16 protein-coding genes are annotated in these 20,934 nt (G+C 72.1%); 7 read left to right on the top strand and 9 right to left on the bottom strand.

Annotated features, from left to right (window positions below):
* Window positions 1–55 precede the first annotated feature (55 nt).
* On the bottom strand, window positions 56–1,096 hold the full coding sequence (locus KGD83_RS06555; RefSeq protein ID WP_249352181.1) for an SIS domain-containing protein: 1,041 nt from the start codon (window positions 1,094–1,096) through the stop codon (window positions 56–58).
* A 314-nt stretch (window positions 1,097–1,410) separates the two neighbouring features.
* Between KGD83_RS06555 and KGD83_RS06550 the strand changes: the two genes are divergently transcribed.
* Window positions 1,411–2,148 (top strand): GntR family transcriptional regulator, encoded by a 738-nt coding sequence (locus KGD83_RS06550; protein WP_013154738.1) that lies wholly within the window; start codon window positions 1,411–1,413, stop codon window positions 2,146–2,148.
* A gap of 42 nt (window positions 2,149–2,190) precedes the next feature.
* Window positions 2,191–3,666, top strand: a complete 1,476-nt coding sequence (locus KGD83_RS06545; protein WP_212642987.1) for a PTS transporter subunit EIIC — start codon at window positions 2,191–2,193, stop codon at window positions 3,664–3,666.
* Window positions 3,667–3,917: 251 nt separating this feature from the next.
* On the opposite strand, the gene KGD83_RS06540 is transcribed toward KGD83_RS06545, so the two are convergent.
* Window positions 3,918–4,532: a LysE family translocator gene (locus KGD83_RS06540; protein WP_249352179.1), complete on the bottom strand. Its 615-nt coding sequence runs from the start codon at window positions 4,530–4,532 to the stop codon at window positions 3,918–3,920.
* Between the two features lie 112 nt (window positions 4,533–4,644).
* Here KGD83_RS06540 and KGD83_RS06535 point away from each other — a divergent pair, with 112 nt between their 5' ends.
* Window positions 4,645–5,097, top strand: a complete 453-nt coding sequence (locus tag KGD83_RS06535) for an Lrp/AsnC family transcriptional regulator (RefSeq protein ID WP_013154742.1) — start codon at window positions 4,645–4,647, stop codon at window positions 5,095–5,097.
* Between the two features lie 143 nt (window positions 5,098–5,240).
* On the opposite strand, the gene secA is transcribed toward KGD83_RS06535, so the two are convergent.
* Window positions 5,241–8,084: a preprotein translocase subunit SecA gene (gene secA / locus KGD83_RS06530; RefSeq protein ID WP_212642985.1), complete on the bottom strand. Its 2,844-nt coding sequence runs from the start codon at window positions 8,082–8,084 to the stop codon at window positions 5,241–5,243.
* A gap of 458 nt (window positions 8,085–8,542) precedes the next feature.
* Here secA and KGD83_RS06525 point away from each other — a divergent pair, with 458 nt between their 5' ends.
* Window positions 8,543–9,067 (top strand): hypothetical protein, encoded by a 525-nt coding sequence (locus KGD83_RS06525; protein ID WP_212642984.1) that lies wholly within the window; start codon window positions 8,543–8,545, stop codon window positions 9,065–9,067.
* 314 nt (window positions 9,068–9,381) lie between these two features.
* Here KGD83_RS06525 and hpf read toward each other — a convergent pair whose 3' ends face one another.
* From hpf to mtrA, 6 genes are all read right to left on the bottom strand, one after another.
* Entirely contained in the window at window positions 9,382–10,059 is a 678-nt protein-coding gene (hpf, locus tag KGD83_RS06520) for a ribosome hibernation-promoting factor, HPF/YfiA family (protein ID WP_212642983.1), read from the bottom strand.
* A 748-nt stretch (window positions 10,060–10,807) separates the two neighbouring features.
* Window positions 10,808–10,954 (bottom strand): hypothetical protein, encoded by a 147-nt coding sequence (locus KGD83_RS28475; protein ID WP_249352407.1) that lies wholly within the window; start codon window positions 10,952–10,954, stop codon window positions 10,808–10,810.
* A gap of 826 nt (window positions 10,955–11,780) precedes the next feature.
* On the bottom strand, window positions 11,781–12,623 hold the full coding sequence (locus tag KGD83_RS06510) for a maleylpyruvate isomerase family mycothiol-dependent enzyme (RefSeq protein WP_212642982.1): 843 nt from the start codon (window positions 12,621–12,623) through the stop codon (window positions 11,781–11,783).
* 84 nt (window positions 12,624–12,707) lie between these two features.
* Window positions 12,708–14,582, bottom strand: coding sequence for an LpqB family beta-propeller domain-containing protein (locus KGD83_RS06505; protein WP_212642981.1), 1,875 nt, complete (start codon window positions 14,580–14,582; stop codon window positions 12,708–12,710).
* Window positions 14,579–16,396 carry an MtrAB system histidine kinase MtrB gene (gene mtrB, locus KGD83_RS06500; RefSeq protein ID WP_212642980.1) on the bottom strand — a complete coding sequence of 606 codons (1,818 nt, stop codon included), beginning with the start codon at window positions 16,394–16,396 and terminating at the stop codon, window positions 14,579–14,581. Before mtrB ends, KGD83_RS06505 begins: the two co-directional genes overlap by 4 nt.
* 16 nt (window positions 16,397–16,412) lie before the next feature.
* On the bottom strand, window positions 16,413–17,090 hold the full coding sequence (gene mtrA, locus KGD83_RS06495; RefSeq protein ID WP_013154750.1) for an MtrAB system response regulator MtrA: 678 nt from the start codon (window positions 17,088–17,090) through the stop codon (window positions 16,413–16,415).
* Window positions 17,091–17,514: 424 nt separating this feature from the next.
* On the opposite strand from mtrA, the gene KGD83_RS06490 reads away from it, so the two are divergent.
* Genes KGD83_RS06490 through KGD83_RS06480 form a run of 3 tightly spaced genes read left to right on the top strand, consistent with a single transcriptional unit; the run spans window position 17,515 to window position 20,896 of the window.
* Window positions 17,515–19,065 (top strand): glycerophosphoryl diester phosphodiesterase membrane domain-containing protein, encoded by a 1,551-nt coding sequence (locus KGD83_RS06490; RefSeq protein WP_212642979.1) that lies wholly within the window; start codon window positions 17,515–17,517, stop codon window positions 19,063–19,065.
* Window positions 19,062–19,685 (top strand): DUF4129 domain-containing protein, encoded by a 624-nt coding sequence (locus KGD83_RS06485; RefSeq protein ID WP_212642978.1) that lies wholly within the window; start codon window positions 19,062–19,064, stop codon window positions 19,683–19,685. The genes KGD83_RS06490 and KGD83_RS06485 overlap by 4 nt, the downstream gene beginning before the upstream one ends.
* Window positions 19,682–20,896 (top strand): DUF4350 domain-containing protein, encoded by a 1,215-nt coding sequence (locus KGD83_RS06480; RefSeq protein ID WP_212642977.1) that lies wholly within the window; start codon window positions 19,682–19,684, stop codon window positions 20,894–20,896. The genes KGD83_RS06485 and KGD83_RS06480 overlap by 4 nt, the downstream gene beginning before the upstream one ends.
* Window positions 20,897–20,934: the final 38 nt, after the last annotated feature.

The following is a 20,934-nucleotide window of genomic DNA, read 5'->3' as shown; positions in this document are numbered from 1 at the left end:
GGGGCGGGGCACCGCGCGCACCAGGGTCGGGGCCGGACGGGGTGTTGTCCTCGGCTCAGGAGGTCTGGGTGACCTTGTTCAGGCCGCGCGGGACGTCGGGGTTGTAGCCCAGGCGGCGGGCCAGGCGCTCGGTGAGCAGCTGGGCGGGGACGATGAGGTTCATCGGGGACACCCACTCGGGCACGTCGGGGACCGGCACGGACACGTCGCTGGCGGCGGCCAGGGCGTCGCCGCCGCCGAAGCCGAAGACCGGCGCCCCGGCGGAGCGGACGCGCTCGGCGAGGGAGACCGTGCCCTGGAGGGTAGGGCCGGTGGGCGCGGCCACCAGCAGGGCGGGGGTGCGCGGGTCCACCACGGCGATGGGTCCGTGCAGCAGGTCGGCGTAGGACAGGCCCATGGCGTGGAGGTAGCAGGCCTCCTTGAGCTTGAGGGCGGCCTCCAGCGCGGTGGAGAAGGCCAGGCCGCGGCCGGAGATGACCGCTCCCTGCACGGCGACCATCCGTTCGACGATCTCCTCCAGGGCGTCCGAGGGCGCCGCGAGGGTCTCCTCGATGGCCTCGCAGACGCGGGTGAGGTCGCCGGGGTCCAGGTCCGCGCCCAGGCCCAGGGCCAGGACGGCGAGTGCGGCGAGCTGGGTGCTGTAGGTCTTGGTGGCGGGCACCGCGACCTCGCTCCCGGCCCGGGTGACCAGGGCGACGTCGGCCTCGCGGGCCAGCGGGGACTCCGCGCCGTTGGTGACGCCGACGGTGCGCGCGCCGCAGTCGGCGGCCCATCGCATGGTCTCCACGATCTCCTCGGTCTTGCCCGACTGGGAGATCGCGACGGCCAGGACGTCGGACAGGTCGATCCGCGCCCCGTAGGTGGTGGCGATGGACGGCGAGCCCAGGGTGGCCAGGCGGCCGGTGTGCGCCTGGAGGAGGTAGCTGCCGTAGACCGCGGCGTTGTCCGAGGAGCCTCGGGCGATGAACAGCACGTGTTTGGTGCGGCGGCCCAGGGCCTCGATCTGGGGGCGCAGCGGCAGGAGTTCGGCGAAGGTGCGGCGCAGCGCATCGGGCTGCTCGGCGATCTCGGAACGCATCACGCTCGTGGTGGTCATGGAGGGCCTTTCCTGTGGGTGGCGCGGGCGGTGGACGCGGCGGAGCGCGTGTCGGGTCTGGCGGACGGCGGGCAGGGGTGCGGCGCGGGCGGACCGGACTCCCGGACGGGCCCCGGTCCGCCCCGGTAACAGGTGCGAACCGCCTGCCCTTGGGTGGATTGACACGCGATCGGAGCTGTGGTCTAGTCCGGACTATACCAGTCATGTCCGAATCGTCCCGGAGGTACCCGGGCCGGGTGCGCCGGACACGCAGGGTCCGTCCGCGCTAAGGTCTGACGCCAACCCACCCGCCGACCGAGAAGGCCGCCCGCTCCATGTCGATCGACCCCAGCAACCCGCTGCCCAAGTACAGCCAACTGCGCGACCTGCTCCTGGACTGGATCACCGCGGCGGGGCTGGGCGTGGACGACATGATCCCCTCCGAGCGAGAGCTCAGCGCCACCTACGGGCTCTCGCGGATGACCGTCCGCCAGACCATCGACCTGCTGGTGGCCGAGGGGCGGCTGTACCGGGTCCCCGGCAAGGGGACCTTCATCGCCCGTCCCAAGATCGAGATGTCCCTGGTGCTGGCCTCCTTCAGCGAGGACATGCGCGCACGCGGCTTCGAACCGGGAGCACGCGAGCTGATCCGCCAGGTCATCCCGGCGAGCGGGCACACCGCGCGCATGCTCGACATCGCACCGGGCACGCTGGTGCACCACATCGAGCGCATGCGTACCGCCGACGACGAGCCGATGGCCGTGGAGCGCTCCAACATCCCCGCCGCCATGGTCCCGGGCCTGGAGGACTACGACCTCGCCGAACGGTCCCTCTACGAGGTGCTGGAAAACGAGTTCGACATCCTGTTGGATTCCGGGGAACAGACCATCGAGGCCGGGATCTGCGACTCGGCCGACTCCCGACTACTCGGCCTGCCAGCTGGGAGCCCGGTGCTGGTGATGCAGCGCCGGAGCTTCGCCAACGGACAGTGCGTGGAACTGGCGCTGTCCACCTACCGAGCCGACCGCTACCAGCTGCACTCCCGGCTGGACCCCCGGCGTCACGGCGACTGAAGTCCCGCGCCCACGAGGCGCGTGTCCGAGGAAGGACCCCCCATGAGTTCGGACCAGACCCCGACACCGACCGCCTCGCAGCCCCCGGGCGGGGCGGGCCGGTCCAAGCGCGGCTCGTCCACGCTCGCCGTCCTGCAAAGGCTCGGCCGCAGCCTGATGATGCCCATCGCGGTCCTGCCCGCCGCCGCGATCCTGCTCCGCCTGGGCCAGCCCGACCTGCTCGGCGCGGACGGCCTGGCCGGGCTTTCCGGGATGGGCTGGATGGAGCCGGTCGCGGGAGCCGTCGGCATGGCGGGCGACGCGGTCTTCCAGGCCCTGCCGCTGCTGTTCGCGATCGGTGTGGCGATCGGGTTCGCCAAGCGCGCCGACGGTTCGACGGCCCTGGCCGCGGTCGTGGGCTACCTGGTGTTCGACCGGGTGGCCACGTGGACGATGGTGACCTTCGACGGTGCCACGGGCGACCTGGGGTCGCGGCTGACCACGTACCCGCTGGCGGTGGACCCGGTGACCCGCCAGCCCGTCACCGACCCCGAGGCCGTCAACGCGGTCATGCCGGTGATCAACCACGCGGTGAAGAACCCGACCGACGTGCTCGGCGGCATCGCGGTGGGCCTGGTGGCGGCCGTGCTGTGGCAGCGCTACCACCGGATCAAGCTGCCCACCTGGCTGGGCTTCTTCGGCGGCCGCAGGTTCGTGCCGATCGTGACGGCGCTGGCCGGTCTGCTGATGGGCGTGGCCCTCGGCCTCATCTGGCCGGTCGTGGGCGGATGGATCCAGGACCTGGGCGAGGGCATCATCGGCGCGGGCGCGGTGGGAGCCGGAGCCTACGGGGTGATCAACCGCCTGCTGCTGCCGCTGGGCCTGCACCACGTGGTGAACTCGTTCATCTGGTTCGTGTCGGGCACCTACACCGCTCCCGACGGCGCCGTGACGCACGGCGAGATCACCCGCTACTTCGCCGGAGACCCGGACGCGGGCGGTCTGCTGTCCGGGTTCTTCCCGGTGCTGATGTTCGGCCTGCCCGGCGCGGCGCTGGCGATGTGGCTGGCCACGCCCAAGGCCCGGCGGACGCAGATCGGGTCGATCATGATCCCCGCGGCGCTGACGGCGTTCGCGACGGGCATCACCGAGCCGGTGGAGTTCGCGTTCATCTTCGTGGCCCCGGCGCTGTTCGCGGTGCACGTGGTATTGACCGGCGTCTCGATGGCGGTGCTCAACGCGGTGGACGCCCAGTTGGGCTTCGGGTTCTCGGCGGGCCTGATCGACATGCTGTTGAACGCCACGAAGGACAACACCCAGGGGCTGGGGTTGATCCTGTTGCTGGGCCTGGTGTACTTCGCGGCCTACTTCGGGATCTTCTACCTGCTCATCACCCGCTTGAACCTGCCCACACCGGGCCGCGAGCGCGACCCGGACGAGCCGGGCGAGACCGTGCGGGCGCACACCGAGGCCAACACCGGCGAGGACCCGCCGGAGTCCGGGGGTTCATCGAAGGGCGGGACGGGTTCCTCCGGCTGATCCGCCGGGGTTTTCCACAGGCCGGAGTCGGCTCTGGCGGCGCGGGGTTCCCCTTGGGACGCTGAAGGAAAAAGGCTGAGCAGGGGGCCTCGCGCCCCCTCCCTCGGGGTGCCCCGCCCCCGGTCCGACCTCTCCGGCGGGCGGGGCGCTCCTTCGCCCACCGACCGGAGCGGGCGCGCTGGTCCGGCCCGGGGTCTTCCCGGAGCGAACGCCTCGGTCCGCACCCGTCCCGGGGCGGTTGGCGACCGTGATCAGAGGAGGCGTTCGGCCATCAGGCCCGCGCCGATCACGATCATGGCCGCCCCCGAGAAGCGGCTGACGGCGCGCGCGGCGGCGGGGCGGGTTCCCAGCACCGTGCGGGCGAGCACGCCCACGCACAGGTAGACCGCCCCGCAGCTGGCCGTGTGCACCAGGCCCAGGGTGCCGATCTGCGCGGCCATCGGCCACCCGCCAGCGGGGTCGGTGAACTGCGGCAGCAGTGCCAGGAACAGCAGAAGCGCCTTGGGGTTGAGACCGCTGACGCCGGTACCGGTCAGCACGCGCGAGCCCCAGGAGGAGGGCACCGCGGCTCCGCCCGCGCCGGGCACCGCGGGACGGGCCAGGGTGGCCGCTCCGAGCCACACCAGGTAGGCGGCTCCCGCCAGGGTCAGGCCGGTGAGCACGGCCGGTGTGCTGGCCACCAGCGCCGCGACCCCGCCCGCGACGACCCCGGTGAGGGCGACGTAGCCCAGCAGCAGTCCGGACACCGCCGGGAGCACCGAGCGGTCCCTCAGCCCGGCGGAGATGGTGTAGGCCCAGTCCGCCCCCGGCACCAGGATCAGCAGGACCGACACCGTCCAGAACGCGGCGACCGAAGCCGGTTCCACGGCCACTCCTCTCCTCGAAACTCCTGTCCAGAGGGGAAGAGTAGTCATAAAACGCCCGAAAATGGTTCCACTTCTTGCGGCCGAAAACGCTATTGGTGGAAGAATCTCCTCCATGGACAACGTCGACCGGAAGATTCTTGCCGAGCTCCAGGAGGACGGCCGTCTGAGCGTCACCGAACTGGCCCACCGCGTCGGGCTCAGCGTCTCCCCGTGCCACCGCAGACTGCGCGAACTCGAACGCGCCGGGGTGGTCAGCGGGTACCGCGCGGTCGTGGACGCCGAGGCGGTGGGGCTGGGCTTCCAGGCTCTGGTCTTCGTCACCATGCGCCAGGAGGACCGGGACACCGTCGCGGCCTTCGAACGGGCGGTCGAGGACATCCCCCAGGTCGTGCAGGCCGAGCGCCTGTTCGGCGACCCCGACTACCTGCTGCGCGTGGTCAGCGCCGACCTGGCCGCCTTCCGCGTGCTCTACGACGAGTCCCTGGCCACCCTGCCCGGCGTCCAGCACCTGAGTTCGACGCTGGTGATGAAGCACGTCGTACGGGAGCGGCCCCTGCCCGCCTGAGTCCGGGCCCCGTCTCCGGGCGGCGGTCCGCGGGCGCCCGGACGCGCCCGCGGAGCGGACGGCGAACGCGCTCGGGCGCGGCTCCCGTGGGAGCCGCGCCCGAGCGCGTCGTGTTCCGGCTGCCGCCGGGGCCTACCGCCCGCCTACTTGGCGGCCGGGTCGCCGTGGCACTTCTTGTACTTCTTGCCGGAGCCGCACGGGCAGGGCGCGTTGCGCGCCGTGCCGGAGTACTCGTCGGCCGTCTCGCTGTGGCGCTCGACGGTGCCGTCCTCACTCGGCGCGGAGTACTGGAGCCGGTTGGGCTGGCCCTCGCCGAAGCCGGGGACGACCACGTCCTCGGCGGGCTCGGCCTCCTCCACCGGGGAGGCGGCGTCCTGGACCTCCTCGTCCTCCTCCACGGCGGTCGCGACGGCGGTCGCGCTGGCGGAGCCGCCGACGGCCGCGGCGGTCTTGGCCGCGGCGGCCGTGGTGAGGGCGGGCTCCTCCTTCTTGCGGACCTGCACCTCGACGTTGAAGAGGTAGCCGACGGACTCCTCCTTGATGGCCTCCAGCATCTGCTGGAACATGTCGAATCCCTCGCGCTGGAACTCGATCAGCGGGTTGCGCTGCGCCATGGCGCGCAGCCCGATGCCCTCCTGGAGGTAGTCCATCTCGTAGAGGTGCTCACGCCACTTGCGGTCCATGACCTGGAGGATGACCCTGCGCTCGACCTCGCGCATGGCCTCCTCGCCCAGCTCGGCCTCGCGGGCCTCGTAGGCGGTGTTGGCGTCCTCCACCACGCGCTCCGAGATCACCTCGGTGGTCAGCGTGTGCAGGTCGCCGTTCTCCTCGATGAACTCGTCGACGGTGAAACTGATCGGGTAGACCTGCTTGAACGCCCGCCAGAGCTTGTCGAGGTCCCAGTCGCTGGGGTCGCCGTTGGCGGTCTCCTCCACGACGTAGCCGCGCAGGACCTCCTCCAGCATGCTCATGACCTGGTCGCGCAGGTCCTGGCCCTCCAGGACCTTGCGGCGCTCGGCGTAGATGACCTTGCGCTGGCGGTTGAGGACCTCGTCGTACTTGAGGACGTTCTTGCGGATCTCGAAGTTCTGCGTCTCGACCTGGCCCTGCGCGGAGGCGATCGCCTTGCTGACCATGCCGGACTCGATGGGCTGGTCGTCCGGGATGTTCAGCTGGTTCATGAACGCCTCCAGACGGCTGCTGTTGAACAGGCGCAGCAGGTCGTCCTGGAGGGAGAGGTAGAAGCGGGAGATGCCGGGGTCGCCCTGGCGGCCGGAGCGGCCGCGGAGCTGGTTGTCGATACGCCGCGACTCGTGGCGCTCGGTGCCGAGCACGTACAGGCCGCCGGCCTCGACGACCTTCTCGTGCTCCTCCTCGTAGTCGGCCTTGGCCTTCTCCAGCGCCTCGGGCCAGGCGGCCTCGTACTCCTCGGGGGTCTCCAGCGGGCTCAGGCCGCGGCCCTGGAGCTCCTCGTCGGCGAGGAAGTCGGGGTTGCCGCCCAGCATGATGTCGGTACCGCGACCGGCCATGTTGGTGGCGACGGTGACCGCGCCGAGCTTGCCCGCGCGGGCGATGATCGCGGCCTCACGGGCGTGGTTCTTGGCGTTGAGGACCTCGTGGGGCACGCCCTCGCGCTTGAGCATCCGGGACAGCAGTTCGGACTTCTCGACGCTGGTGGTGCCGACCAGGACGGGCTGCCCGGCCTCGTGGCGCTCGGCGATGTCCTCGGCGAGCGCCTGGAACTTGGCGTCCTCGTGCTTGTAGACGACGTCCTTGACGTCCTGACGGACCATCGGCTTGTTGGTGGGGATGGGCACCACGCCGACGTTGTAGGTCTGGGTGAACTCCGCCGCCTCGGTCTGGGCGGTACCGGTCATGCCGGCGAGCTTCTCGTAGAGGCGGAAGTAGTTCTGGAGGGTGACCTTGGCGAGAGTCTGGTTCTCGTCCTTGATCTTGACGCGCTCCTTGGCCTCGATGGCCTGGTGCATGCCCTCGTTGTAGCGGCGGCCCGCCAGGACGCGGCCGGTGAACTCGTCGACGATGAGGACCTCACCGTCCTTGACGATGTACTCCTTGTCCCGCTTGTACAGCTCCTTGGCCTTGAGCGAGTTGTTGAGGAAGCTGATGAGCGGGGTGTTGACGGCCTCGTAGAGGTTGTCGATGCCCAGCCAGTCCTCGACCTTGGCCACGCCGGACTCGGTGATGCCGACGGTGCGCTTCTTCTCGTCGACCTCGTAGTCCTCCTCGCGCTTGAGGCGCGGGGCGATCTTGGCGAACTCGGCGTACCACCGGGAGTTCTGCTCCGAGGGGCCGCTGATGATCAGCGGGGTGCGGGCCTCGTCGATGAGGATGGAGTCGACCTCGTCGACCAGGGCGAAGTAGTGCTCGCGCTGGACGGTGTCCTTGAGCGAGAGCGCCATGTTGTCGCGCAGGTAGTCGAAGCCGAACTCGTTGTTCGTGCCGTAGGTGATGTCGGCCTGGTAGGCGCTGCGGCGGTCGGCCGCGGTCATCTGCGGTCCGACGACGCCGACTTCGAGGCCGAGGAAGTGGTAGATGCGGCCCATGTTCTGGGCGTCGCGCTTGGCCAGGTAGTCGTTGGTCGTGATGACGTGGACGCCCTTGCCCGCGAGGGCGTTGAGGTAGACCGCGAGGGTGCCGGTCAGGGTCTTGCCCTCACCGGTCTTCATCTCGGCGATGTTGCCCAGGTGCAGCGCGGCGCCGCCCATGATCTGGACGTCGAAGTGGCGCTGGCCCAGGGTGCGCTTGGCCGCCTCCCGGACGGTGGCGAAGGCCTCGGGGAGCAGGTCGTCCAGGGACTCCCCGTCCTCGTAGCGCTCCTTGTACTCCCCGGTGAGGTCGCGCAGCTCCTCGTCGGTGAGGTCGACGTAGTCTTCCTCGAGCGAGTTGACCTGGTCCTTCAGTTTGTTGAGTCGGCGCAGGATCTTTCCCTCACCCGCGCGCAGGAGCTTGTCGAGTATCCCTGGCACTTCCTATGCGCTCCTCGCAGATCGCGGTTGGCTCCACCCACGTGGAGTTCAGATCTAGGCCCGCTGACCGCTTTCCCGTGGCCGCGGAGGACGGCGGGGGTTCCTGGGCCCTCGGCCCTACATCCTAGAGGACACGAACCCTACGCCCACCCTCTCAGGTGGCGCGGCCCGACCGCACGTTTCCCTGTGCGCAACGAAGAAAACCAACCGATATGTTCCCGCATGTCACAGACCTGACAGCGGGCTCGGAAGGTTTTTCGCGACGCCCCGGTACCAGGGGGGATCGGATACCGGCGCGGACGGGGCGCAGGTCGCGTACGCCGACCGCCTCCCCCACGCTTTCGGCGCGGGCACCGGTGGGTCGCGGCTTTCGTGGGTAGGCACGTGGTAGGAGGTCGCACCGCGGCCGAACGGCCGCGGACGGACCGGACGCGAACGTGTTCCCAGGGGGGATCACCATGCGAACGAACCGAGACAAGAAGGGCCGCGGGACACGGGACGGCGGGGGCCGCGAGGCGAGGGACCCGTCGACGCCCTCCCCGCGTTCTCCCGACGACGCGGCCAAGGAGATCGTCGGGGAGTCGCCCGTCCTGCGGCGCGAACCGGTGGCCGACGACCCCGCGCTGGCCTGGGAGAAGGAGCATCCCGACGGCGACAGCCGCTTCGGGCGCATCCGGGGGTTCCAGCACCAGGGCGGCAGTCTCGCGCCGAGCAACAGCCATCGCGGGCGCGTGTCGTCGTGGGCGGCGGTCCTGCTGGCGTGCGCCGGGTTCGGCGTGGGCGGGGTCGGCGTCGCCATGGGGATGTCCGTGGTCCTGCTGGTGATCGCGGCGGTCCTGCTGGTGTCGGCGGCCGTGGTGGCCCTGGTCTTCGACCTGATGAGCGACGTCGTCCTCGACACGCCCCGGGCCGAGTCGGAGGAGCCGCACGACACCCCGCTGCACCGGATCAAGCAGGAGGACGCCGAGTACCGGCCCGAGTAGGCACGGGCCGACGGCCCGACCGGCGGAGACGGAGGCCGGGCACGGGGAGGGGAGCGCACACGCCGCGGCGGGTCCGGATGGACCCGCCGCGGCTTCGTGCGGGGGGATCCGTCGAGGGCGGTCGCGGACGTCTAAGGTCTGTTTTTTGAACCGGTCTCAGCTTGTGGGGGTCGGTTCGGGCGCCCACGGGGTTCTGGAGGCGCCGGAGACGGGTTCGCGAGGAACGAGCGAACCCGTCGCAGGCGCCGAAGCTTCCCGTTCTCCGGGTGCCCGAACACGGTCCGAAGCGGAGCGGAGGTCCAAAAAGACACTGCCTAGTCGACCAGTCGGAGGACGCCGTAGTTGAAGCCCTTGCGCCGGTAGACGACGCTCGGGGCGTCCTTGACCTCGTCGTGGAAGAGGTAGAAGTCGTGGCCCACGAGTTCCATCTCCATGAGCGCCTGGTCGATGCTCATGGGCTTGGCCCGGTGGAACTTCTCCCGCACGACGACGGGAGCGTCCCCCTGGGTGTCGAGTTCGACGAACTCGTCGGAGAACCTCCCGTCCACCTCGGTGCCGTTGACGTCCTCCTCGCCGCTGCTCCGCTGCGCGGGGGGAGCCTGCGTCGCGGTGGCGGTGGCGGACGAGGGCAGGTCTCCGGGGAGGTCGGCGGTGGCCGACGCGACGGAGACGGGGGCGTGGTTGCCCCGGTGGACCTTGCGCCGGTCCGCGGACTTGCGCAGGCGTGCCTCGATCTTGTCGAGGGCGAGGTCGAGGGCGCCGTACCGGTCCGAGGCGGCGGCCTCGCTGCGAATGACCGGACCGTTGGTCCGGATGGTCAGCTCAACCCGCTCGCAGACGTCGGCGAGCTTGGGGTTGCGCTCTTTGGACACCTCCACGTCGACGGTCATGCCCTTCTTCTCCCACTTGGAGAGCCTGTCGAGCTTGTTGTCGACGTGCTGACGGAACTTCTCACTCACACCGGTGCGTCGACCCTTGACGATGATGTCCATAGGACCCCCTTCATCGCGTGGCCGTCGGAAGACGACGGCCAGGCTGGCTCTGCGTCCCTTCCGCCGTCAGGGGGGCGGGAGGGGTGTCGCGCTAGCCCCCTTCCGCTGGTGCCCCTGTCCTGTAGGGGGCACGGCTCGGTTGGAGATGCGTATACCCACCAGCGGGGGTGTCATCACGCGCAGCAGGGGCGTGATTGGCGAAGACCGCCGCGGTGGAGGAGAGGACTCCCGGGACTGTCGGGTCTGACGGGACGGGCCGCCCCTCGATTGACCGCAGGTCGCCCGGGGCCGCGCCGGGACGCACGCGGCGGGGACGCGGGGGATCGTCTCCGGGGGTTCGCCGTTGGCGAACCCCCGGACGATGGGATGCCACCCGTCCGGCCGACCTGGTCTTCGTCCCCACATCCGCCTGCTGAGAGTGTCGCCGCTCTTGTACGCGACTACTGCTCTTCTCCCTGTCATGAGGGACATCTGGACCCTCCGCGGGGCAGGGCTTACCTCTAAGGCGCACCGTGATCGGTCGACGAAAAGTCGCCTTACGTGGGCCGTTTCGCCTGCGCCTGGCATCGGCTTGCCGGAGTGGCCCCCCGGTGTTCCCGGGAGCTCACAGTCTCCGACGCAACCACGGACCCGGACGGGTGCCATACCGTGACCGTAACCTGTCCTGGCGAGGATGTCAGGTAGCAGCCACCCTCCCAACTCATCGGTAACTGCCTCAAACCCCTTCGTACATGGACTTTTCACCTGTTCACGAGGGTTCGTAAAACCTTCTTGCACCACCCGCCTCCTTCTCCCGGGAAGGACCTCCGCCAGAGCCGGGCAGGCGCTCGAGGAGGACCACCGCGCCCGCAACCGGAATCCCGCGGGCCCGCAGGGCGCGGGTCGCCTCGGCCACCGTGGCGCCCGTGGTGAGGACGTCGTCCACCACGACCGCGGCTCCGCCGGCTTCCGAGCCGGGCCGCGCGCCGGGGGCCGCGTCGAGGGCCCGGGGAAGCGGACGGTCCGCGACCAGGCTGCCCGCCCGGTTGGCCAGGCGCTCGTGCCGCCCCAGACCGGCCTGGCGCCGGGGACGGCCCCGATAGCGCAGCAGGGCGCCAGCCGCCCGGCGCCCGCTCCGCCCGCCTGCGCCAGGCAGGCGCGCGCCAGCCGGGTGACCGGCGCCCGGGGTCGCCCGGCGGGCCCCGCCCGGGCACGGGGACGAGCAGGGTGTCCGGGCGGGCCAGGCCGGACGCGGTGTGGGCGGCGGCCAGCCACCCGCCCAGGGGCGCGGCCAGGGCGTCGGCACCGCCCTCCTTGTAGGTGAGCAGCACCCCGCGGTGGCGCCCGGCGTAGGGTCCGACCGCCCAGACGGGCGGGCAGCCGGGCCTGGGCGCGCAGCGGTGGGGGCGGCGCCGCAGCGCGGTGAGGCAGTGCGCGCACAGCGGCCCAGAGGGTCCCGCGCACGCCGCGCAGGGCTGGGGCAGGAGCAGGTCGAGCAGCGCGCCGAGTATCCACCGCAGCACGCCCGCGGGGTGTGTCCGTTCGTCCATACCTCAAGGTTGGGCGTCCGCGACGGCCCCCGCCAGCCCCTCCTCGGACCTGTGGACAACGGTCCCGAAGACCTCCTCCGCGCCCCTCACCGGCTCCCGCTCCGGTCCCGGCACCGCGGTTCCGCCCCCGGGAACGGCCCGTACCGACCGGTCGCCGCCGACCGCCGCCCGGGCCGCGGCCGGACCGCGCGGTCAGCGGATGATCGACACGATGCGGCAGCAGGCCCGGGCCAGGCCGGGGTCGCCCGAGAGGACGCCCCTGGCCTCGGCCTCCTCGGGTTCGATCCCCCGCACGCACAGCCGCCAGGCGGTCTCGAAGTCCCAGCGCACGGCCGCCGCGGGCGGGCCGGAGTCCCCCGCGGCGCCGGGGGCCAGCGACCACCCGGCCCCGGTGCGGGTGACGGTCCACTCGCCGCCGTCCGGGCCGTCCACGGCCACGCTCACCCGAGTTCCGGTCCGCGCCGGGGCGTCGCGCAGGGTGTGCGGCAGCGCGCGCATGAAGGTGTCAAGCACCAGGGAGCCCGCGGGCCCGGGGTCGGTGGCCCGCCCGGCGGCGTGCCGGATCTGCTGCCGGTGGGCCCAGTTCTCGGTGAGTTCACGGGCGCAGTCCAGCCAGACCGGCGCCGGGTCGGCGCCCGCCCAGGAGACGGCGACTCCCGGGGCGTGCGGATCGGCGGAGCGCCAGAGCCGCGCGAGCTCGCGTCCGGTCATCTCCAGCGTCTGGACCAGCGCCTGCGGGCTGATCCTGGCGGTGGCCCGCACCCAGTCCTGGTTGTTGCGGTGGATGAACGCCGCCAGCGGCTCCCCGGGCGCCGGAGCCGGGGCAGCCCGGTAGCGGTCGCGCATCCCCGCGATGCGCCAGTAGTCGTCGCCGAGCAGGTGGGCGGCCACGTCGCGCGCGCTCCACCCGGTCACGGCCCCGGCCTGCCACTCGTCGGGGGTGAGGCCGCGCAGGAGCGCGAGGAGGTCCTCCCGCTCCCCGGAGAAGTGGGGGCGTGCGTCGATCGGCGTACCCAGCCGGGTCAGGTCTTCCATGGCGCCACCCTTCCAGGCCTCCCCGCCGGGCGCACCCCTGTTTCGTCGCGGGCGCGGCCGGGGTCCGGCCGCGCCCGCGACGCCTCAGCCCGGGAAGGCCGGTGAGCCGCCCTCCACGACGCTCTGCCAGTTCAGCGGGTCGCTGGACACCCAGATGTTGCCGTCGTCCGAACCGGCCACCAGGGGCTGGCCGGGGGCTCCGGAGACGGTCACCATGCTGGCGACGGGGGTTCCGGCGCTGGCGGGCGGCGTACCGCCGTCCAGCGACACCAGGAGGGCCTGGCTGGTACCGCCCTCGCGGGTGCCGAGCACGACCAGCTGGTCGCCCGAGCGCCAGGAGAGGTCGGTGACGTCCTCCAGCTCGCGGGCCAGGGTCATGAACGACTCGACGGAGACCTGACCGTCGGCGTCCTCCACCACGCGCCCCACCTGGAGCGAGCGGCGCCCGTCCACCTCGGTGACCACCGCGGCGCGGGTGCCGTCCCGGGAGATCTGGAACTGCACGAGCGGCCTGTCGCGCAGGTCGGACACGTCCACGCGGACCACCTCGTGGCCGTCGCGCAGCAGCCACAGCTGTGTCGGGCCCGGGGAGGGCGGCGGCCCGTTGAGGTTGGGGCTCTCGGCGTCGGAGTCCTCACGCGCGTCCTCGTCCTCCCCAGCGTCCTCCTCGTCGACCTCCTCGACCACCCACAGGTCGCCGTTGACGTCCCAGGACAGCTCTGTGAAGACCCCGTCGGCCAGGACCTCCCGGACGGCGGCGCCCGGGGTGGCCTCGCTCGTGACGACCCTGCGGCCGCCCGTGGTGACCCCGGCGACGGTCTGCTCGTCCAGCGACACCGCGAACCTGCCCAGGGGTACCTCGCCCGACCCCAGGGGGCCGGGCACCGGCTCACCGCTGCCGAAGGTGTCGGTGTCCCAGTCCGAGGCCGCCCACAGCTGGCCCTCGTGGGAGTAGTAGACGTGGACGCCGGGCGAGGTCGCGCCGGGGCTGACCTCCGACCAGTAGGCGCTGCCCGGACGCGGCCGGTCGGCGCTCTCGCCCTCGGCCCCGGGGAAGTCCACCTCGTTGCCGTTCACCCGGAGCGTGAACTCCTGGATCTCCGGCAGCTGGCGCAGGGTCCAGGCGATCTGGGCGCCCATGCCGAACTCGTCGGCCTGGCCGGGGGCGGTCACGCTGACGGTGACCCGGTCCTCGTCCACCTCGACCTCGGGATCGGCGTCCTCGGGGAAGGAGGAGTGCACGGAGGGGTCCAGCCAGGCGCTGGGGCCGCGGACGAGCCTGTGCAGCAGGCGCTCGGTGAGCTCGTCGTTGCTGACGGGCAGGTAGACCGGGTCCGGGACCAGGGCGTTCTCGTCGGGGTTGAAGTAGTACAGGTTGAACGGGCGGTGGGTGCGCTCCAGGTCGAGCTGGCTGAGGACGAGCTCGTCCGGCAGGCTCTGGATGCGCCACTCGCCCTCGGGGTCCTCGTTCTCCCGGGCCAGGACGAAGGTCTCGTCGAGCAGGCGGCCGGAGTCGCCGGAGACGTACCTGCCGTCCTCGTCGATCGTGGCCACCAGTGAGCTGCGCATCCGCACGGTGGCGGTGAGCCCGTCTCCGCTGATCGTGGTGTCGAGGTCGACGGTGTCGTGGCCGGGGAAGACCTTGACCGTCCCGTCCGGGTTCCACGACTCGTCCGTGCTCGACAGCATGTAGCTGCGGGCGGCCTCGTAGTCCTGCTCGAAGCTGCCCATGTCCTTCAGGAAGTCGCTGACCAGGCCCTCGGGCGCCACGCCCTCCTGGGGTCCGGCGGGCAGCAGGCGCACGTAGCCGCTGTAGGGGTCGCCCTCGGACTCGTTGCCGTCGCTGGCCACGACCGGGCCGGTGGTGGGGACGGTCGCGCAGGCCGCCATGGACACGGCCGCCACGGCCGCGGCCAGGCAGGCGCGCGCGGCGCGGCCGAACCGGTGCGAAGTCCTCACAGCTTCTCCTCGCCCTCGCGCTGCTCGGCGCGGACGGCGGCCGCGCCCTCCTCCGTGGTGTCCGCGCCGTTCCTGATCGGCACCTTCTCTGAGCGGACGGCGCCGTTGCCGTTCTCGGCCTTGTCGGCGAAGGCGGTGTAGGTGCGGCCCAGCGCGAACTCCGGCGGCACGAGCGGCAGGGGGGAGCCTCGCAGCTCGCTGCCGGAGCGGCGGGGCAGGGACAGGCGGAACTGGGAGCCCTGGCCGGGCTGCCCCCACGCCTGGAGCCAGCCGCCGTGCAGGGTGGCGTCCTCCTTGGCGATGGAGAGTCCGAGGCCGGTGCCGCCGGTGGTGCGGACCCGGGCCGGGTCGGCGCGCCAGAAGCGGTCGAAGCACAGGTGCTCCTCCCCCTCCTTGAGGCCCACCCCGTAGTCGCGCACGGCCACGGCGACCGCGTCGCGGTCGCACGCTGCGGTGACCACCACGTCGCGGCCCTCGCTGTGCTCGATGGCGTTGACCACGAGGTTGCGCAGGATGCGGTTGATGCGGCGGCCGTCGTACTCGGCGGTGCAGGGGTCGGTGGGCAGGCGCAGCACGACCTTGATGCCGCGCCGCTCGGCGATCTGCTCGGCGTCGCCGACGGCCTTCATGACGGCGTCGCGGATGTCGAGCGACTCGGTGCCGAGGGTGGCGGCCCCGGCGTCGTGGCGGCTGATCTCCAGCAGGTCGGAGAGGAGTTCCTCGAACCGCTCCACCTGGCTCTGCAGCAGCTCCACCGAGCGGCGCATGGTGGGGTCGAGCTCCTCGCGCTCGTCGAAGAGCACGTCCCCGGCCATCTTGATGGTGGTCAGCGGGGTGCGCAGCTCGTGGGAGACGTCGGAGACGAACTGGCGCTGGAGCTTGGACAGCTCCTCCAGCTCCTGGATCTTCTCCTGGAGGTTGCCCGCCATGTCGTTGAAGGACAGGGCCAGCCGGGCGAGGTCGTCCTCGCCGTGCACGGCCATGCGTTCGGTGAGGTCGCCCGAGGAGAGGCGTTCGGCGGACTGGGCGGCCGAACGGACCGGGCTGACCACCTGCCGGGTGATGACGAAGGCGATCAGGCCCAGGAGGATGACCAGCAGCACGCCCACCAGGCCGACCGTGCCCTGGACCAGGTCGAGGATCTGCTGCTCGTGCTGGAGCGGGAAGATGTAGTACAGCTCGTAGGCGCGCGTGAGCTGCGCGCCGACCACCAGCGCGGGCTCCTCGCCCTGGTCGGTGGTGATGCGCGTGTAGGTGTGGTACTGCTGCTCGTCCACCTCCGACTCGTGGACCTGGTTGATGAGCCGCTGCGGGACGCTGCCCTCGCCGGTGGCCCAGCCGACCTCGCCGCCCACCGAGGGCAGGATGACCACGCTGTACAGCCCGGTGTCGCCGCTGCGGCTGGTGAGCTCGTTGGCGAGGTTGTACATGAGCCGGTTGCGGTCGCCCGACTCGTTCTCCTGGAGTTCGGCCGACGCGTAGTTGAGCCCGGCGCGGTGGTCGGTGACGGCCGTGGAGATCTTGGCGTCGAGCAGGCCGCCGCGCACCTGGGAGATGAGCACGTATCCCAGGCCCACCATGACCACCAGGGACAGCACCAGGGTGGTGGAGATGACCCGCAGGTGCAGCGAGCGGCGCCAGTTGCTGTGGACGCCGCGCACCAGGGCGCGGGCGGCGCGCTGGGCGAGCGCGTAGGAGCGGGTGAGCCCGGTGCCGCCGTCGCGCCAGCGGCCTCGGGCCGCGGGCTGCCCGGAGGGCGGGGGCTGCGTGTCGGAGGCGGTCCCCCGCTCCTCCTCTGGTGTGGCTGCGGTCATGTGCGGCTCGGGAGGATCAGGCGGTTCCGGCCTTGTAGCCGACGCCGCGGACGGTCACGACGACCTCGGGGTGCTCCGGGTCCTTCTCGATCTTGGCGCGCAGGCGCTGGACGTGGACGTTGACCAGGCGGGTGTCGGCGGCGTGCCGGTAACCCCAGACCTGCTCCAGGAGCACCTCGCGGGTGAAGACCTGGCGCGGCTTGCGTGCCAGGGCGACCAGGAGGTCGAACTCCAGCGGGGTGAGGCTGATCTGCTCGCCGTCGCGGCGCACGGCGTGCCCGGCGACGTCGATGGTGATGTCCCCGATCTGGAGCACCTCGGGCGCGGGCTCCTCGGTGCGGCGCAGGCGCACGCGGACGCGGGCGACGAGCTCCTTGGGCTTGAAGGGCTTGACGATGTAGTCGTCGGCGCCCGACTCCAGCCCGAGGACGATGTCGATGGTGTCGCTCTTGGCGGTGAGCATCACGATGGGCACGCCGGACTCGGCGCGGATCTGACGGCAGACGTCGATCCCGTCGGCGCCGGGGAGCATCAGGTCGAGGAGGACCAGGTCGGGCTTGGTCTCGCGGAAGGCCTCCAGGGCCTTGTCCCCGTCGTGCACGAACGAGGGCTCGAACCCCTCTCCGCGCAGAACGATGCCCAGCATCTCAGCGAGGGCGAGGTCGTCGTCGACAACCAGTACACGTCCCTTCATCGGTGCGTCCGGCGCCGGGCGTCGGACCCGCGCGCGGGCGGGTACGGCGGCGCCTACTCCTCTCTCTGAAAACACTCAAGCGGCGTGAACGTTCGGTGCGCCCCGAGACGCGGGGAACTGCTTCGTCCTCCCCCCACCTTGCCACCTTCGGGCGGTATCGGGAGAGCGGTCGGTGTTTTTCGGTCCGTGGGAACCGTTTCGGCCTGCGGCGCGTCGACCCTGGTGACCTGGCACGCGAACCTTCGCGACTCGGCCCGTTGGTAACAGAAAGCATACAAAAGGAATGAAGTGGGTCGGTTGCGCCTGCATACGCCCGAACATCGCGGGCACCGGTGGAACCGGCGGGTAGGTTGGTTGACCAGAGGCCGAAAACCGCGTAAGCGTGCTCGCGCAGCGTAACCGAACCCCATGGAGGGCGGGGCAGATGACCCAGGAGGACGACCACCGGGACACGTCGGGGAACCCCCCGGGCGGACCGGACGGCGGCGGGGCTTCCGAGGCCGCTCCCCCGCCCGCGTCCGGCGGATGGGCCGCCCCCGGTCAGGAGGGCCCGTCCTCCGCCTCCTCCGCGCCCGCCGGTGCAGGGCCGGGCTCCGCGTCGGCCGACCAGGCGCCCCAGGGGCAGCCGGGCTTCGCCCCTCCCGAACAGGCTCCCGGGTACGGGCAGCAGCAGTACGGGCAGGCGCCCTCCGGGCAGCAGCCCGGATACGGACAGTACGGCCAGCACGCCTCCGGCCAGCAGCCGTCCCACGGCGGCGGTTACGGACAGCAGCCCGCGTACGGGCAGCCGCCGGGTCACGGGCAGTACGGCCAGGGCCAGCAGGCGCAGTGGCAGCAGTCCGGATACGGTCAGCAGCCGGGCTACGGACAGTACGGGCAGCACCCCGGTTACGGACAGCCCGGATACGGGGCACCGGCCGGATACGGCCAACAGCCCCCGTACGGACAGCCGCGAGCGCTCAAGCCGGGCGTGGTCGCGCTCAGGCCGATGACGCTGGGGGACATCCTCAACGGCGCGTTCAGCCTCATCCGCAACAACCCCAAGACCACCGTCGGGCTCTCGCTGATCGTCATGGCGGTCGCGAGCATCATCAGCTCGGTCGGCTTCAGCGGATACATGTCCGACTACGGGGCCTTCCTCGACCAGGTGATGGCCGACCCCGCGTCGCTCGACCCCAACGCCCCGTTCCCGTTCAGCGGCTGGTCCCTCGTGGCCCTGTACGGCGGCGGCCTGCTGACCCAGGCCGGGATCATCCTCGTCACCGGCCTGCTCACGGCGGTGGTCGGCATGGCGGTCCTCGGCCGCAAGCTCAGCCCGGCGCAGGCCTGGGCCGCCGTGCGCGACCGGATCTGGTCCGTCGTGGGCCTGGCCGTGCTGCAACTGCTGATCTTCTTCGGCCTCTCCGTGGTCGTCTTCACCGTGGGGCTCCTCGGGCTGTTCCTGGGCATCTTCCTGGCCGTCTCGGGCAGTCAGGGCGTCGGCGTCACCATCATCGTCGTGTCGCTGGTGCTGGGGTTCGGCGGCGGCATCGCGCTGGCGGCCTGGATCTACATCCGCATCTACTTCGCCATGCCGGTCGTGGTACTCGAACGCCTCGGAGCGGGCGCCGCCCTCGCCCGCTCCTGGCGGCTGACGCGGGGCAGATGGTGGCGGACCTTCGGCATCGCACTCCTGGCCATGGTCCTCATGGGCTTGGTGAGCAGCCTGCTGAGCATGCCCTTCAGCATCGTGTCGGTGGTCCCCGCCTTCGTGGGGCCCGGTGAGACCTGGGCCGCGGTCGCGGCGGGCGCCGTCGTCTACGTGGGCAACGTCGTGGTGTACGCGCTCACCACTCCCTTCACCGTGGGCGTGACCACCCTGCTCTACGTGGACGCCCGGATGCGCAGCGAGGGTCTGGACCTGAAGCTGCACCAGGTGGCCCAGGCGGGCTACGAGCCGGGCCCGGAGATCTACCTGCCGGAGCCGCGGACGTGAGTGCGCCCGCCGTCGGGGAGGTGACCCGTGAGGAGGGGCGGCGGCGCGCCGTCGAGGAGCTGAGCGACCCCCTGTACGGGGAACGGGAGCCCTCGCTGTGGGACCGCCTCCTCTCCTGGCTCGACGAGCTCCTCGGAGACCTGGTCTCCCGGGCGCCGGACGCCCTCGGCGGCTGGACGGTCCTCGGACCGCTGCTGGTGGTCGTCGCGGTCCTGCTGGTCTGGCTGGTGTTCTGGCTGCGCCCGACCCGCGGCCGCCGGGCGGGCGCGCCCGTGCACGAGGGCGCGCCGCTGGACGCGGCCGACCACCGGGCCGCCGCCGACCGGCACGAGGGGGCCGGTGAGTTCGCCGCCGCCGTCACGGAGAGGCTGAGGGCCATCAGCGTGGACCTGGAGGAGCGGGCGGTCATCACGCCGCGCGCTGGGCGCACCGCGACCGAGCTGGCCGCGGAGGCCTCCGCCGTGCTGACCGCCGAGGCCGAGGGGCTGAGCGAGGGCGCGCGGATCTTCAACGACGTGGCCTACGGCGACCGCCCGGCCACCGCCGACTCCGCGCGCCTCCTGCGCGAGCTGGACACGCGGCTCAGGGCCGCCCGGCCCGTCGGGGAGGCGGGCCGATGACTGCCGACGCTCCCCCGGCCGCGCCCCCGCGCTCCCCCGGCCGCGCGCCGTCCCGGGAGGACTCGCGCGTCCTGCGGGTGTGGCGCTCGGTCCGGGTTCCGGCAGCCGTGGTGGCCGCGCTCGTCACGGTCTCGGTGCTGCTGTCGCTGGGCAGCGAGCAGTTCCCCACCGGCCACCTGGAGCCCGGTTCCATCGACCCGGACGGCACCCGGGCGCTGGTGAACGTGCTGGAGGAGGACCGCGACGTGCACGTGGTGCGCTCCGCCGCCGCCGCCGAGGAGGCCGTGGCCGACGCCGGGGACGACGCCGTGCTCGCGGTCTTCCTGGACCACCGCCTGCTCCCCGAGGAGCTGGACTCGCTGGCCGCGCTCGACGTGGACACCGTCCTGGTGCGGCCGTCCACGCGGTCCCTGGAGGCGTTCGCCCCCGGAGTGGCCATGACCGGCCGGGAGGAGCCGGAGGGGTTCCCGAACCCGGAGACCCCCTACGCCCCCGAGTGCGGGCTGTCGGCCGCCGAGGCCGCGGGCGAGGCCTACGTCGCCGGTGAGCTGTACACGGCCGGTTCCGGCGCGGACGCCGTGGGCTGCTACCCGGGCGGGAGCGGCGACGCCCTGGTCCGGGTGGAGCGGGACGGGGCCGCCACGACCGTGCTGGGCACCGGCGGGCCGCTGACCAACACCGCGCTCTCCGCAGGGGGCAACGCCGCGCTGGCGATGAACCTCCTGGCCGCCGAGGACGTGGTGTGGCTGCGTCCCGACCCGCCCCAGCAGGAGGGCGGCTCCGGTCTGTGGCAGCTGCTGCCGCTGGGCCTGCGCTGGTCGCTGGTTCCGCTGGTGGCCGCGCTCGCGCTGCTCGCCCTGTGGCGGGGGCGCCGGATGGGCGCCCTGGTTCCCGAGTCGCTGCCCGTGGTGGTGCGCGCCTCGGAGACCACCGAGGGGCGTGCGGGGCTGTACCGGTCGCGCAGGGCCCGGGACCGGGCCGCGGCCGCGCTGCGGTCGGGGTTCCTGGACCGGGTCGCGCCCAAGCTCGGGCTGGGCGCCGACGCCGCGCCCGACGCGGTCGTGGCGGCGGTCGCCTCGCGGACCGGTGACGACCCCGCCCACCTGCGGGCCCTGCTCCGCCCCGGGGACCCCGACCCGTACGCGGGCGACGACGACGCGCTGGTCAGGCTCGCCGAAGAACTCGACGAGCGCGCCCGGAGGCTCCGGTGACCCTGAGCCGCGGGGACCAGCGACCGACCACTGAGGTA

It is taken from the genome of Nocardiopsis akebiae, assembly GCF_018316795.1.
Taxonomy (GTDB): domain Bacteria; phylum Actinomycetota; class Actinomycetes; order Streptosporangiales; family Streptosporangiaceae; genus Nocardiopsis; species Nocardiopsis dassonvillei.
This window is presented reverse-complemented; position numbering and strand designations above follow the sequence as displayed.